At 71.9% G+C, this 14,358-nt stretch carries 12 protein-coding genes; 11 read left to right on the top strand and 1 reads right to left on the bottom strand.

Annotation, left to right across the window (positions count from 1 at the left end):
• Positions 1-2 precede the first annotated feature (2 nt).
• A complete protein-coding gene (locus tag ACIBBB_RS18330; protein ID WP_398983102.1) occupies positions 3-974 on the bottom strand; it encodes an acetylxylan esterase in 972 nt (323 codons plus the stop codon).
• A 229-nt stretch (positions 975-1,203) separates the two neighbouring features.
• Between ACIBBB_RS18330 and ACIBBB_RS18325 the strand changes: the two genes are divergently transcribed.
• The 11 genes from ACIBBB_RS18325 to ACIBBB_RS18275 all read left to right on the top strand — a co-directional run bounded on the left by ACIBBB_RS18325 (position 1,204) and on the right by ACIBBB_RS18275 (position 14,332).
• Positions 1,204-2,304: a LacI family DNA-binding transcriptional regulator gene (locus ACIBBB_RS18325; protein ID WP_398983100.1), complete on the top strand. Its 1,101-nt coding sequence runs from the start codon at positions 1,204-1,206 to the stop codon at positions 2,302-2,304.
• A 95-nt stretch (positions 2,305-2,399) separates the two neighbouring features.
• Positions 2,400-4,013 carry an FAD-dependent oxidoreductase gene (locus ACIBBB_RS18320; protein WP_398983098.1) on the top strand — a complete coding sequence of 538 codons (1,614 nt, stop codon included), beginning with the start codon at positions 2,400-2,402 and terminating at the stop codon, positions 4,011-4,013.
• A gap of 108 nt (positions 4,014-4,121) precedes the next feature.
• Positions 4,122-6,251, top strand: coding sequence for a hydantoinase/oxoprolinase family protein (locus tag ACIBBB_RS18315; protein WP_398983096.1), 2,130 nt, complete (start codon positions 4,122-4,124; stop codon positions 6,249-6,251).
• On the top strand, positions 6,248-6,868 hold the full coding sequence (locus tag ACIBBB_RS18310) for a hypothetical protein (protein WP_398983094.1): 621 nt from the start codon (positions 6,248-6,250) through the stop codon (positions 6,866-6,868). The genes ACIBBB_RS18315 and ACIBBB_RS18310 overlap by 4 nt, the downstream gene beginning before the upstream one ends.
• A gap of 4 nt (positions 6,869-6,872) precedes the next feature.
• Positions 6,873-8,153 (top strand): transporter, encoded by a 1,281-nt coding sequence (locus tag ACIBBB_RS18305; RefSeq protein WP_398983092.1) that lies wholly within the window; start codon positions 6,873-6,875, stop codon positions 8,151-8,153.
• A 29-nt stretch (positions 8,154-8,182) separates the two neighbouring features.
• Complete coding sequence (locus ACIBBB_RS18300) at positions 8,183-9,271, top strand: hypothetical protein (RefSeq protein WP_398983090.1); 1,089 nt, start codon at positions 8,183-8,185, stop codon at positions 9,269-9,271.
• Positions 9,272-9,388: 117 nt separating this feature from the next.
• Positions 9,389-10,687 carry an alpha/beta fold hydrolase gene (locus tag ACIBBB_RS18295; protein WP_398983088.1) on the top strand — a complete coding sequence of 433 codons (1,299 nt, stop codon included), beginning with the start codon at positions 9,389-9,391 and terminating at the stop codon, positions 10,685-10,687.
• Positions 10,688-10,710: 23 nt separating this feature from the next.
• On the top strand, positions 10,711-10,860 hold the full coding sequence (locus tag ACIBBB_RS18290; RefSeq protein ID WP_398983086.1) for a hypothetical protein: 150 nt from the start codon (positions 10,711-10,713) through the stop codon (positions 10,858-10,860).
• Between the two features lie 108 nt (positions 10,861-10,968).
• Positions 10,969-11,949: an NADPH:quinone oxidoreductase family protein gene (locus ACIBBB_RS18285; RefSeq protein WP_398983084.1), complete on the top strand. Its 981-nt coding sequence runs from the start codon at positions 10,969-10,971 to the stop codon at positions 11,947-11,949.
• Positions 11,946-13,199: an acyl-CoA dehydrogenase family protein gene (locus tag ACIBBB_RS18280; protein ID WP_398983082.1), complete on the top strand. Its 1,254-nt coding sequence runs from the start codon at positions 11,946-11,948 to the stop codon at positions 13,197-13,199. Before ACIBBB_RS18285 ends, ACIBBB_RS18280 begins: the two co-directional genes overlap by 4 nt.
• A complete protein-coding gene (locus ACIBBB_RS18275) occupies positions 13,196-14,332 on the top strand; it encodes an acyl-CoA dehydrogenase family protein (RefSeq protein ID WP_398983080.1) in 1,137 nt (378 codons plus the stop codon). The genes ACIBBB_RS18280 and ACIBBB_RS18275 overlap by 4 nt, the downstream gene beginning before the upstream one ends.
• The last annotated feature ends 26 nt before the right edge of the window (positions 14,333-14,358 follow it).

The following is a 14,358-nucleotide window of genomic DNA, read 5'->3' as shown; positions in this document are numbered from 1 at the left end:
TGTCAGGCCGTCAGGCGGCGCGGCAGCCAGCCCAGTTGGGCCTCTTCCTGGTACTGCTCGCCGCCCTCGTGGCCGTTGAACTCGTAGACCTCGATCGTCCGGTCCTCGTGCGGATAGGCGTTGAACGCCGCGAACACCGTCGACGGCGGGCAGGTCTGATCCTCCAGAGCCGCCGAGAACATCGCGGGGGCACTGCCGCGCGCCGCGAAGTGGACCCCGTCGAAGTAGCTGAGCGTTCGCCGGACCAACTCGCCCCGGCGCCGGTAGGTGTTGAGGTACATGCCCACCTCCCGGTACGGGTGCTTGTCGGTGAGTGTCGTCGCCCGGGGGAAGTCGCAGAGGAACGGCACGTCGGGCGCGATCGCCACCAGGTCCGGCACCAGTCCGGCCACCGCCAGCGTGATCCCGCCGCCCTGGCTGCGGCCGATCGCGGCCGTGCGGGAGGCGTCCGCGAGCGGATGCGTGCGGGCGGCCTCCACCGCGCGGACCGCGTCGGTGAAGACCCGGCGGTAGTAGTACTCGTGCGGGTCCTCGATGCCCCGGGTCAGAAAGCCGGGGAACGCGGACGCGCTGCCCACCGGGTCCGGGGTGTCGCTGCCGCCCCATCCGGCGCCCTGGCCCCGCGTGTCCATCACGAAGTACGCGAAGCCGGCCGACGGCCAGAGCAGCCGGGAGTGGGGAAGCCCGCGCCCGCCGCCGTAACCGACGAACTCGACCACCAGGGGCAGCGGTTCACGGGTCCCCGCCGGCAGGACGAACCAGCCCTTGACCGGGTGCCCGCCGAAGCCGGCGAAGGTCACGTCGGACACCTCGACGGTCGACAGACCCGTCTCGACGGGCTTGAAGGCCGGTTCCAGATCGTGGGTGCGGGCCTCGGCGAGAGTCGTCGCCCAGAAGGCGTCGAAGTCGGGCGGTTCCACGGAGCGGCTCCGGTAGCTCCGTAGCTCGTCGAGGGGCAGATCGAACAAGGCCATGTGCGGTATCACCTCGGGTTTCGCGGGCGGACGATCACACCGTACGTCCCGCGTCCCGGTCGCAGAAGTGCCCCTGAAGGGCCTGAAGGAGACACGAGGCGGGGTCGTCCAGGAGCCGCGGGGGTGCGCGAAAGAAGTTTTGGCGATCTCTTGACCGGCGCCGCACCGGAGGTCCACAGTACTCGTTAATGCGCATTACTAATACGCATTAACGATCCGGAGGAACACGGTGGAGGAACCCAGGAAGCGGGCCCGGCCGGGCCGGACCCCCGCACCCACGGGCCGTACGTCCAGGCCGCGCCAGGCCGAGGTCGCCAGGCTCGCCGGGGTCTCACAGGCCACGGTCTCGCTGGTGCTCGGGGCCCGGAAGCAGGGGGCGACGATCTCCGAGGAGACCCGGCGGAAGGTGCTCGACGCCGTACGCAGCCTCGGCTACGTCCCGGACCCGGCGGCCAGCCGGCTCGCCGCCGCCAGGAACAACCTGCTCGGGGTCTTCAGCTTCACCTCCACCTTCCCGACCGACGTGCAGCACTCGTACTACCCGTTCCTCGTCGGCGTCGAGCAGGAAGCCGCCGCACGCGGCTACGACCTGGTGCTCTTCACCGGCTCCAGCACCGGCGGCGCGGGGGCCGCCGGACCGCACGCCCTGAACCGGGTACGGCTCGCCGACGGCTGTCTCTTCCTCGGCCGCCACGCGCCCGCCGACGAACTGCTGCGCCTGGTCGCCGACGGTTTCCCCGTGGTCCACCTGGGCCGCAGGGACGAGTTGGAGGGACTGGCGTGGGTCGGCGCCGACTACGTCAGCGCCAGCAAGGAGGTCGTCACGCACCTCGCCGGGCTCGGACACCGGCGGATCGTCTTGATACGGGAGGACGACGAGGCCGCCGCGTCCACCGACCGTGAGCACGGCTTTCTCAAAGGTCTGGAGGAGGCCGGGCTGCCGGGCGGCCCGGCAGCCGTCTTCCGCTCCGCGGACCCGGAGCACGACCTCACCGCCGAGCGGCTGCGCGGCTGGCTCGACGACGGCGTCACCGCGTTCGTCGCCGAGGAGACCGACACCGGGGACGCCTGGCGGGCGCTGCACGGCGCGGCGCACTTCGTGGGCATCGACTGCCCGCGCGACGCGTCGCTCGCGCTGCTGGGCAGCCCGCCGCCGGACCTGTCCGACGGGCCGACGCCCACCGGATTCGACATCCCCCGGACCCAGTTGGGCGCCGCCGCCGTGCGGATGCTCGCCGCGCTGGTGGCGGGGGAGCAGGCCATGGAACCGCTGGTGGCCTGTGCCTTCCGACCCGGCACGACGGCGGGCACACCGCCCGCCCGCCTCTGATCCCGACCGGGCGCACAGCGCACCCGAACGCACAGCGAACCGAACACACACCAAGCACCAAGCACCAAGCACCACAAGGCACTTGAAGGAGATCCGTGACATCCGCACCCGACATCCTCATCGTGGGCTCCGGGCTCGGCGGCGTGGCCGCCGCCCTCGCCGCCTGCCGTGCCGGACGCACCGTCGTCCTCACCGAGGAGACGGACTGGATCGGCGGCCAGCTCACCTCCCAGGCCGTCCCGCCGGACGAGCACCCGTGGGTCGAGCAGTTCGGCACCACCGCCTCGTACCGCAGACTGCGCGAGTCCATCAGGGACCACTACCGCCAGTGGTACCCGCTGCGCTCCGAGGCGCTGGCCCTCACCGATCTCAATCCCGGCGCGGGCCGCGTCAGCAAGCTCTGCCACGAGCCGCGCGTCGCGCTCGCCGTGCTGGAGGCGATGCTCGCGCCGCACCGCTCGTCGGGCCGGCTCACGCTGCTGACCGAACACCGCCCGGTCGCCGCCGAGGCGGGCGACGACGACACCGTACGGTCCGTCACGCTCACCGACCTGCGTGACGGCAGCCGCCGTACGATCGGCGCCCGTTACGTGATCGACGCCACCGAGACCGGCGAACTGCTCGAACTCGCCGGTGTGGAGCACGTGATCGGCGCCGAGGCACGGAGCGAGTTCGACGAGCCGCACGCCCCCGAGGAGGCAGAGCCCCTCAACCAGCAGGGCATCACCGTGTGTTTCGCGCTCTCCCACCACGAGGGCGAGGACCACACCATCGAGCGCCCGGCCGACTACGACTTCTGGCACACGTACCAGCCGGACTTCTGGCCCGGACCGCTGCTCGGCTTCCTCGCGCCCGACCCCCGCACCCTTCAGGCCGTACCGCGCACCTTCGTGCCCAACCCGGACCTCGACCCGCTCGACGTCACCGCCGACCAGTCGGCCGACGCGGGCGACAAGGAGCTGTTCGGCTTCCGCCGGATCCTCGCCCGCAAGCTGCACCGGCCGGGCGCGTTCGACTCCGACATCACCCTCGTCAACTGGCCGCTCAACGACTACTGGCTGAAGCCCCTCATAGGCGCCGGTGAGGAGACGTCGGCCGCCGCGCTCGCCGAGGCCCGCCAGCTGTCGCTCTCCGTCCTGTACTGGCTCCAGACCGAGGCACCGCGCGCCGACGGCGGCAAGGGATTCCCCGGCCTGCGGCTGCGCCCCGATGTCACCGGCACGGCCGACGGGCTCGCCAAGGCGCCGTACGTACGGGAGTCACGCCGTATCAAGGCCGTCACCACCGTCACCGAGCACGATGTCGCGATCGACATCGTCGGACCCTACGGCGGGACCCGCTACCGGGACTCGGTCGGCGTCGGCAACTACCGCATCGACCTGCACCCCTCGACCGGCGGCGACAACTACATCGACATCGGCTCGGTGCCCTTCGAGATCCCCCTCGGCGCGCTCGTACCGCGCCGCGTCCGCAATCTGCTGCCCGCCGGAAAGAACATCGGCACCACCCACATCACCAACGGCTGCTACCGGCTCCACCCGGTGGAATGGAACATCGGCGAGGTCGCGGGCGCGCTGGCCGCGCACTGCGTCGCCGAGGGCGTCGAACCGCACCAGGTCCAGGCCGAGGACAAGCGGTTCGACCGATTCGCCCGGCTGCTCGACCGCGAAGGAGTTCAGCGCCACTGGCCCGACGTACGCGGCTACTGACGACACCCAGCAACACGGGGTGGAACAGCCGGGCAGGAGCAGCTCCACCTGCCCCGCCCGGCCTACCGCCCGCACCATGCCAACTGTGCACAAGGAGGTGCCCAAGCCATGAACACCCACCGCATCCGCGTCGGCATCGACGTGGGCGGAACCTTCACCGACGCCGTGGCCGTAGACGCCACGACCCTGCGACTCCTGGGGCAGGTGAAAGTCCCCACCAGCCACCATCATGAGGACGGCGTCGCCCACGGCATCGTGGAAGCTCTCGACCGTCTGCTGGAGCAGACCGGACACGCCCCGAAGGACGTGGCCTTCCTGGCCCACGGCACCACCCAGGCTACCAATGCCCTGCTGGAGGGAGACGTCGCCACGGTCGGTCTGATCGGCGTCGGCGCCGGTCCGAGCGCGGGGTTCACCCGCAGGCTCGCCGCCTTCCGGAAGCTCGAACTCACCCCCGCCAAGCGGCTTCCGCTCGCGTACGCCCATGTCGCCGACCCGGACGACGCGCCCGCCGTGCGCGCCGCCGTCGACGCGGTCGTCCGCGAGGGCGCCCAAGTCGTCGTCGCCAGCCAGCCGTTCAGCGTCGACCGTCCCGAAGGCGAGGACACGGTCGTCGCCGTGGCCAGGGAGCGCGGACTGCCGACGACCGCCGCGCACGAGATCACCTCGCTCTACGGGCTCCACAAGCGGACCAGGACCGCCGTCGTGAACGCCGCGATCCTGCCGCGCATGCTCGCCACGGCCGACCTGGTCGACGCGTCCATCACCAAGGCGGGCGTGAGCGCGCCGCTGATGGTGATGCGCTGCGACGGCGGAGTGATGTCGCTGGACGAGATGCGGCGCAGGCCGTTGCTCACCGTGCTGTCCGGCCCGGCGGCGGGTGTCGCGGGCGCGCTCATGCAGGAGCGCGTCAGCGAGGGCCTGTTCCTGGAGACCGGCGGCACATCGACCGACATCAGCGTCGTACGGCGCGGCAAGGTCGCCGTCCGGCACGCCACGATCCTCGGCAAGACGTCGTACCTGTCGGCGCTCGACGTCAGGACCGTCGGTGTCGGCGGCGGCTCGATGGTCCGTATCGGCGGCGGCAGGGTCACCGGCGCCGGACCGCGCAGCGCGCACATCGCCGGGCTGCCGTACGCCTGCTTCGCGGCCCTGGACGACCTGCGGGACGCGAAGGTCACCACGATCCGGCCGATGGCGGACGACCCGGCGGACTACGCGGTGCTCGACGCCGCCGGCGGACGCTTCGCGATCACCATGACCTGCGCGGCCAACGCGCTGGGCCGGGTCCCCGAAGGGGACTTCGCCCACTGCGATCCGGCGGTGGCGAAGGCCGCGATAGCCCCCCTGGCCGCCGCGCTCGGCACGGACGTCGCCACGGCGGCGGCCCGTGTCCTGGACGCGGGCACCGACCAGGTGAAGTCCGTGGTCGACGCGATGATCCGTGAGTACCGCCTGGACAAGGACACCGCCGTGCTCGTCGGCGGTGGCGGCGGCGCCGCCACCGTCACCCCGCACCTCGCGGCGGTCACCGGCCAGGAGGGCAGGATCGCCCGCCACAACGAGGTGATCAGCCCCATCGGCGTCGCCCTCGCCCTCATCCGGGAGCAGGTCGAACGCATCATCCCCGGCGCCGGCGAGGAACAGATCCTCGCCGTACGGGCCGAGGCCGAGGCCGCCGTCGTCGCCCAGGGCGCCGCCGCGGACGGCGTCGAGGTGGAGGTCACCGTCGACCCGCAGACCAGCACCGTGCGGGCCGTCGCGACCGGCGCCACCGAACTGCGTACACAGGACCGCGCCCACCGGGCCGACGACGCCGAACGGCTGCGCGCGGCCGCCGACAGTCTCAAGACCGACCCGGCGTCGGTGCGGGTGCTCGCGGGCACCCCCGCGCACACCGTGTACGGCACCGACGTGCACCGCCGGTTCCGCGCGGACCGCCACCCGGTGCGCGTCGTGGACGCCGACGGGGTCGTACGGCTCCACGCGCCGGACGCCCGCGTCGAGTCCACCACCGTCGGCCGTGCGCCCGAAGTACTCGCCGGGCTGGTGGGGGAGGCCACGTCGTACGGCGACGGCGGCGTCCGCGCCCCCGCGCTGCGGCTGCTCATCGGCTCCCGGATCGCCGACCTCTCCGGCGTACTCGACCCGCAGCCGCTGCTCGCGCTCGCCCGCAGCGAACTGCGGGCACGCGCGGCCGACGAGCCGGTCATCGCCGTACTGGAGGTGCGCTCATGACAACCACACTGCTCGACCGCGCCACTCTCGCGGCGATCGAGGCACTCGAAGCGACGGACGACGTCGAGTTCGGCGTCCGGCTGCTCGCGAACACCCCCACCCACGAGAGCCGTGATCCCGCCCTGCTGCGCCAATGGGCGCGGACCGCCGACGAGTTCGGCGCCGCGCTCGCCCATGTCACCCCCACAGCACGGGTCGTGGAGAGCGGCGACGGCCTGGAGAGGGGTCTGCTGGCCCGCTACACCTCCCGGCCGGTCCCGACCGTCGAGTTGTTCACCGACACCCTGGCCCTCGCCGAGGAGCTGATCGACCGGCTCGGCTGGCGCCACTGGTATCCGGCCGGGTCGGTACGCGAAGCGGCCATCGCCCACGAGGCCGTGCACGAGCAGCTCCACCACGGACCGGCGAAGGCCGCCCTGAAGCGGTCCCTCGGCCATGTCGTGCTGCGCGCGGGACGCCACCGTCTGTACGGCCATGTCGCGGGCGCCGACGAGATCGCCGCCCACGCCTACGCCCGCACGGTCTGCGGCCTCGGCCGGAGCCCACTCCTGCTGACGGCCGCCCTGGCCGTCGCGGCCGATCCGCAGCAAGGCTCCCCGCACGGAAGAAAGAAGTAACGCCATGGGCGTCGTCATCCTTCTTGTCATGGCGGCCGGTGTCGCCGCGATGCTCACCCGCAGGCTTCCCACCGCCTTCGCCCTCGTCATCCTGGCCGTGGTCATCGCCTTCCTCGCGGGCGCCCCGCTGACCGGCGAGAACAGCGTCCTGGACACGGTGATCCAGGAGGGCGCGCCGGCTCTCGCCGCGACGATGATCGCGATCCTGCTGGGCTCCTGGCTCGGCAAGCTCCTCGACGAGACCGGCATCGCGGGCACCCTCGTCCGTAAGATCGTCGAATTCGGCGGCGACCGGCCGGTCGTGGTCGCCCTCGGTGTCCTCGCCGTCTCCACCCTCGTCGGTACGGTCACGGGCTCGGCGCCCGCCGCGATGCTCGCCGGCATCATCGGCATCCCCGCCATGATCGCCGTCGGCATCCCCAAGGTCACCGCGGCCGGCACGATCCTGATGGGCATCGCCGCCGGTATGCCCTTTGAGCTGCCCATCTGGCAGTTCTTCTCCACCGCGCTCGAACTGCCCGTGGACACCGTGCGCGGCTTCATGTTGAAGCTGTTCCCGTTCGCGCTGGCCGCCGCCATCCTCTTCGTCCTCATCGAGACGCGGCGGCGCGGCGTCGAACACGCCTGGTCGCTCAAGTCCGCGTCCGCCAAGCCCGCTTCGCGCCGTAAGCAGCTCGGCGACGCCCCGTGGTACGCGCTGCTCACCCCGCTCGTACCGCTGATCCTCGCCCTCGGCCTCGACATCGCGATCCTGCCGTCGATGCTGGCCGGTGTGCTGTACGCGCTGGTCACCACCACCCGGCCGGGCGAGATGAGCAAGCGGCTCCTGCGCACCCTGTACGGCGGCTTCGAGATCGCGGCGGCGCCGATCGTGCTGTTCGTCGCGATCGGCATCCTGCTCGCCGCGGTGAAGCTGCCCGGCGCCGTGGAGGCCCTGGAACCCCTGATCAAGGCGGTCAGCCCGCAGAACCCGGTGCTGTTCGTCGTGGTCTTCACCCTGCTCGTACCGCTCTGCCTCTACCGCGGGCCGCTGAACGTCTACGGTCTCGGCGCGGGCATCGCCGGTGTCCTCATCGCCGCCGGCATCTACCCGGCCGTCGCGGTGCTCGGCATCGCCACCTCCTACAACCAGGTCTTCGGTGTGTCGGACCCGACCAGCACCCAGACCGTGTGGAGCGCGCAGTACGCGGGAGTCACACCGCAGCAGGTGATGCTGCGGACCCTGCCGTACGTCTGGGCCGTCGCGCTCGGCGGGTTCTGCGTCACCGCCGCCACCTATCTGTGATCTCTCAACTCCCCGGGACGGAGAACGACATGACACAGCACGACAGCGACCCGAAGCGGCACGACAGCGACAGCGGCGAGCCGAGGAACCCCGGCCGGCGGATATTCCTGCGCGCCGCGGCCGCGACCGCCGCCGTGGCGTCCGGTGTGGTGGCCACCGGCGTGACGGCGGGCAGCGCGGGCGCCGCCACCGCGCCGGCCGGGGCACCGGCTGCCGCCGCCGCACCCGGCGGCTTCCCCGACTACCGTTATCTGAAGACGCTTCTGACGCCCTCTCAGCTCAAGTACAACCCCACCGGGGAGATCATCTTCCCGTGCGTCAGGGGTGTCTACGACAAGCTGGCGAACCCGCTGGGCCGTTACTACCTCTACTACGGCCCGCACGACGCGCCCGGCGGAATCTGCCTGGCCTACGGCGACTCGCTGGAGGGGCCGTTCACCGAGTACACCGCGAACCCGATCGTCTCCAACAACTGGCAGCCGCACTACAACGTCAGCCATGTCGCCTCGCCGCACGTCCTGTGGAACGAGGACGTCAAGGAGCTGTGGCTCTACTTCCACGGCGAGAACGGCACCACCCGCCTCGCCCGTTCCAAGGACGGCATCACCTTCACGTACGACAAGGTGGTGCTCACCACCGCGATGATGCCCGCGGGCAGCAACGAGACCTCGTACGCGCGCGTCTTCCGGCACGACCTGCCCTCGCGCGACGCCCGCTACGTGATGCTCTTCATGCTCAACAACCAGTCCAACCACCGTGACATCGCCTGGGGCTGGTCGAAGGACGGCCGCAACTGGACGTTCGACCAGACACCGCTCGTGCGCCACTCCGACGTCGGCGCGAACAACGTCGGCGGCCCGCATCTGCTGAGCCGGGACGGCAGCACGTACGTCGTCTACAACACCAGCAAGGAGAACGGCGGCAATCTGCTGATCACCGAGGTCGGCAACGACTTCAGCCGCCGTAATCACCTCGGTCTCTTCTACGACTCGGCCAACAGCGCCCCGGACAACGGGCGCAGCGCCTCGCCGAGCTTCGGGACCGACCGGGGGGTGCCGTACATGATCTACGAGGCGGGTGAGCGCCTCCAGGGCTCGATCGCGGTGGCACGCGCCTGACCCACCCTCGCCGGACGGGCCGTGGTGCGGCCCGTCCGGCGAGCCGGCATCGGGCCGTCGTACCGTCTGGGGAGGCCCGGCCGAGGTGACCGGACCAGTAACGAACCAGGAGCACCCTTGACCAGTTACCGCCAGCCCGGCGTCGTCATCACGGACCACCGCTTCTCCGTCCCGCTCGACCACGCGAATCCGTCGGGGGAGCGGATCGAGCTGTACGGACGTGAGGCCGTCGCCGCCTCCAAGGCCGACGCCGACCTGCCCTGGCTGGTCTATCTGGAAGGCGGCCCCGGCTTCGGCGCCCGCCGTTTCATCGGCAAGCAGGCGTGGCTCGGCCGGGCCCTCGAAGAGTTCCGGGTGCTCCACCTCGACCAGCGCGGCACCGGATTCTCCACCCCCCTCAACCGCCAGACCCTCCCGGCGCTCGGCGGCCCGCAGCAACAGGCCGACCACCTGGCCCTCTTCAGGTCCGACAACATCGTGCGCGACTGCGAGGCGATCCGCCCGCAGCTGACCGGCGGCGCCCCGTGGACCGTGCTCGGCCAGAGCTTCGGCGGCTTCTGCGCCGTCCGCTATCTCTCGACCGCGCCCGAGGGCCTGCGCACCGTACTGATCACCGGCGGTCTGCCCTCGCTCGACGCGGGGCCCGACGACATCTACCGCGCCGCCTACCCGCGGATCGAACGCAAGGTCGCCGCGCACTACGCCCGCTATCCGCAGGACGTCGAGCGGGCCCGCCGTATCGTCGCCCACATCGCCGAGCACCGTCCCGTCCTGCCGAACGGCTACACGCTGACGCCCGAGGCGTTCCAGTCGCTCGGCATCCTCCTCGGCACCGGCGACGGCACCCACCAGCTGCACCAGCTGCTGGACAACGCGTTCGTGAAGACCGCGGCCGGGCACGAGCTGTCCGACGCCTTCCAGGAGAAGGTGGCCGCGGAACTCTCCTTCGCGGGGCACCCCCTCTACGCGCTGGTCCACGAGGCGATCTACGCCCAGGACGACCGTCCCACCGCATGGTCGGCCGAGCGGGTACGCGCGGAATTCCCCCGCTTCGACGCGGAGCGGACACTCGCAGGGGACACCCCGCTGCTCTTCACCGGAGAGACGATCCACCCCTGGCACTTCACCGGCGACCCCGCGCTGCGCCCGCTGCGTGAGACCGCCGAGCTGCTGGCCGCGCGCACGGACTGGCCCGCGCTGTACGACGCCGGCCGGCTGGCCGCCAACGAGGTCCCGGTCGCCGCGGCCGTCTACCACGACGACATGTACGTCGACACCGCCCACGCGCTCCGGACGGCGCGCGCCGTCCGGGGGCTGCGCACCTGGGTCACCGACGAGTACGAGCACGACGGCGTCCGGGTCTCGGGCCCACGGGTGCTCGACCGGCTGCTCGGCCTGGCACGCGGGGAGCTCTGACGAGTCCCGCGCGGGGGTCCGAGATGGTCTTCCCGGACCACAAGGACGGCGTGATGGAGGAAGGAATCGCGCTGCGCCGCGATATCGCGGCTGCCGTCCCCCGCGATGAGCACATTTCGCCCGTGATGTGGTGGCTGAACGGAAAAGCGGGCTCGGCGGCGCCGGAGTGGTGAGGTGACCCGGCGAAGGTGGCCCCGCCCTCGCAGGGCTGTTCCCAGGGGGCAAGCGACCGCTTAGTATGCGGATGAGCGCGTACCGACCCTCATCTGTGGAGGCCCCCCATGCAGGCATGGCGAGTGCACCGGAACGGCGAGCCGAGCGAGGTGATGCGCCTGGACGAGGTGGACCGGCCGGCACCGGGGGACGGGCAGCTCCTGCTGAAGGTCCTGGCCGCCGACATCAACTTCCCCGACGCCCTGCTCTGCCGGGGCCAGTACCAGGTCCGCCCGCCGCTGCCCTTCACACCCGGCGTCGAGGTCTGCGCCGAGACCGAGGACGGGCGGCGTGTCATCGCGACCCCGGCACTGCCCCACGGCGGACTCGCCGAGTACGTCGTCGCCGACGAGGCCGCCGTACTTCCCGCGCCCGAGGCCCTCGACGACGCCGAGGTCGCGGCCCTGCACATCGGCTACCAGACAGGCTGGTTCGGCCTGCACCGCAGGGCGCACCTCCAGGCGGGTGAGACGCTGCTCGTGCACGCCGCCGCCGGAGGCGTCGGCAGCGCGGCCGTCCAGCTCGGCAAGGCCGCGGGCGCCACCGTCATCGGGGTGGCCGGCGGCGAGGAAAAGGTCCGCGTGGCACGGGAGTTGGGCTGCGACCATGTCATCGACCGGCGCACCGACGACATCGTCGCCACCGTGAAGGAACTCACCGGCGGGCGCGGCGCGGACGTCGTGTACGACCCGGTCGGCGGTGACGCGTACGCCAAGTCCGCCAAGTGCGTCGCCTTCGAGGGCCGCATCCTCGTCATCGGATTCGCGAGCGGCGCGATCCCGAGCCCCGCGCTCAACCACGCGCTCGTGAAGAACTACTCGATCGTCGGTCTGCACTGGGGCCTGTACACCCAGAAGGACCCCGCCGCGATCCTGCGCTGCCACCAGGAGCTGACGGAACTCGCCGCCAAGGGCGTCGTGAAGCCGCTCATCAGCGCGCGCGTCCCGATGGCGGAGGCCGCGTCGGCCGTCCAGCGCGTCGCCGACGGCACGACCACCGGCCGTCTCATCGTCCTTCCCGCCCTCGCGTCGGGGGCGAGGGCCCGATGAACGCGACAGGCACGGCAGGTGCGACAGACGCGGCTCACGCGATCGACGCGGCCGAACTGCGCCGCCGTACGGGGGACTTGCTCGCCGCGCACCCGCCGGGCGAGGCGGAACCGACCGACTTCCTGAAGGCCCGCTTCGACGCCGGACTCGCCTGGGTGCACTTCCCGGCCGGTCTCGGCGGACTCGACGCCCCCCGCTCCCTCCAGTCGGTCGTCGACGCCGAACTGGCCGCCGCGGGCGCCCCCGACAACGACCCGCGCCGCATAGGCATCGGCCTGGGCATGGCCGCGCCCACCATTCTCGGGTTCGGCACCGAGGAGCAGAAGCGCCGGTTCCTGCGGCCCCTGTGGGTCGGCGAGGAAGTCTGGTGCCAGCTCTTCAGCGAGCCGGGCGCCGGGTCGGACCTCGCCGCGCTCGGGACCCGCGCGGTGCGGGAGGGCGAGGGTGACGGTGACGGTGACGGTGACGGCGGTGACTGGATCGTCAACGGGCAGAAGGTGTGGACCTCCAGCGCCCATCTCGCGCGCTGGGCCATCCTCATAGCCCGGACCGATCCCGCCCTGCCCAAACACCGGGGCATCACCTACTTCCTCTGCGACATGACCGCCCCCGGCGTCGAAGTCCGCCCGCTGCGGCAGATAACCGGCGAGGCCGAGTTCAACGAGGTCTTCCTCACGGACGTCCGGATCCCCGACGCACACCGGCTCGGCGCGGTCGGCGACGGCTGGAACGTCGCCCGGACCACGCTGATGAACGAACGCGTCTCGATAGGCGGCGCCCGTCTCCCGCGCGAGGGCGGCATGATCGGCACGGTCTCCCGGACCTGGCGCGAACACCCCGAACTGCGCACCCACGAGCTGCACCAGCGCCTTCTCGCGCTCTGGGTGGACGCCGAAGTCGCGCGGCTGACCGGCGAACGGCTGCGCCAGCAGCTCGCCGTGGGACGGCCGGGACCCGAAGGCTCGGGCCTGAAGCTCTCCTTCGCGAGGCTCAACCAGGAGATCAGCGGGCTCGAAGTCGAACTGCTCGGCGACGAGGGCCTGTTGTACGACGACTGGACGATGCGCCGCCCGGAACTCGTCGACTTCACCGGCCGCGAGGCCGGCTACCGCTATCTGCGCTCGAAGGGCAACTCCATCGAGGGCGGCACGAGCGAGGTACTCCTCAACATCGTCGCCGAACGCGTCCTCGGTCTGCCCGCGGAGCCGCGCGACGACAAGGACGTCGCATGGAAGGACCTCACCCGATGAGCACCGTGGATGACGCGCCCGACCTGCTGTACTCCGGGGCGGAGGACGACCTGCGCGCCGCCGTACGGTCCCTGCTCACCGGCCGCGGCGATGTCCCCGCCGCGCTCGCCCGCGCCGAGTCGGGCGCCCCGTACGACACCGCGCTCTGGACATCGCTCGCCGCCGGGATCGGCGCGGCCGGGCTGCTCGTGCCGGAAGCGCTCGGCGGGCAGGGCGCGAGCCACCGCGAGGCGGCGGTGGTGCTGGAGGAGCTGGGGCGGGCGGCCACCCCCGCGCCGTATCTGACCAGTTCGGTGATCGCGACACAGGCGCTGCTCGCCTGCGGCACCGATGACGGCGACGGGGCCGCCGCGAAGTTGCTCGGCGCGCTGTCCGAAGGCCGTACGGTCGCCGTTCTCGCCGTCCCGCTCTCCACCGGACCGGACGCCCCGCTCCCCAACACGGTCCCGGGGAGCCCGATCAGGGCCGTCGCCGACGCCGCGATCGCCGACGTCCTGTTCGTCCTCGGGGACGACGGGCTGTACGCGGTCGAGACGGCGGCGCCCGGTGTCACCGTCCGCGCGCAGACCCCGCTCGACCTCACGCGCCCGCTCTCCACCGTCACCGTGGACGCCGCCGCACTCACCGCCGGGAGCCGAATCGCCGACGCGGACACGGCCGAGGCCGCCGTACGCCGCGGACTGCTGGCCGGTGCGGGACTCCTCGCCTCCGAGCAACTCGGCCTCGCCGAATGGTGCTTGGAGGAGACCGTGCGGCACACCCGCGAACGGCACCAGTTCAACCGCCCCATCGGCTCGTTCCAGGCCCTCAAGCACCGGATGGCCCAGCTGTGGCTGGAGGTCGTCTCGGCCCGCGCCGCCGCACGCAACGCCGCCGACGCGCTGGCCACCGAGAGCCCCGGCGCACCGCTCGCCGTGGCGGTCGCCCAGGCCTACTGCGGCCGGGTCGCCGTTCACGCGGCCGAGGAGTGCGTCCAGCTCCACGGCGGTATCGGCATGACCTGGGAGCACCCCGCCCATCTGTATCTCAAGCGGGCCAAGTCCGATGAGATCGCGCTGGGTTCGACCGGATCGCACCGCGAGAGGCTCGCGGAGCTGACCGCTCTGCCGGCGCCGGGCGCGCCGACGAGGTAGCTCCTGCCACCGGTTCGAGCGGCATA

Origin of the sequence: Streptomyces sp. NPDC051217, from assembly GCF_044455465.1 — a bacterium.
Lineage (GTDB): Bacteria > Actinomycetota > Actinomycetes > Streptomycetales > Streptomycetaceae > Streptomyces.
This window is presented reverse-complemented; position numbering and strand designations above follow the sequence as displayed.

What these genes read in the sequence shown, in the direction of transcription:
- ACIBBB_RS18290 (WP_398983086.1), top strand. Translation starts at nt 10,711, where the DNA reads ATGGTCTTCCCGGACCACAAGGACGGCGTGATGGAGGAAGGAATCGCG.
- ACIBBB_RS18305 (WP_398983092.1), top strand. Translation starts at nt 6,873, where the DNA reads ATGGGCGTCGTCATCCTTCTTGTCATGGCGGCCGGTGTCGCCGCGATG.
- ACIBBB_RS18300 (WP_398983090.1), top strand. Translation starts at nt 8,183, where the DNA reads ATGACACAGCACGACAGCGACCCGAAGCGGCACGACAGCGACAGCGGC.
- ACIBBB_RS18275 (WP_398983080.1), top strand. Translation starts at nt 13,196, where the DNA reads ATGAGCACCGTGGATGACGCGCCCGACCTGCTGTACTCCGGGGCGGAG.
- ACIBBB_RS18280 (WP_398983082.1), top strand. Translation starts at nt 11,946, where the DNA reads ATGAACGCGACAGGCACGGCAGGTGCGACAGACGCGGCTCACGCGATC.
- ACIBBB_RS18315 (WP_398983096.1), top strand. Translation starts at nt 4,122, where the DNA reads ATGAACACCCACCGCATCCGCGTCGGCATCGACGTGGGCGGAACCTTC.
- ACIBBB_RS18310 (WP_398983094.1), top strand. Translation starts at nt 6,248, where the DNA reads ATGACAACCACACTGCTCGACCGCGCCACTCTCGCGGCGATCGAGGCA.
- ACIBBB_RS18330 (WP_398983102.1), bottom strand. Translation starts at nt 974, where the DNA reads ATGGCCTTGTTCGATCTGCCCCTCGACGAGCTACGGAGCTACCGGAGC.
- ACIBBB_RS18285 (WP_398983084.1), top strand. Translation starts at nt 10,969, where the DNA reads ATGCAGGCATGGCGAGTGCACCGGAACGGCGAGCCGAGCGAGGTGATG.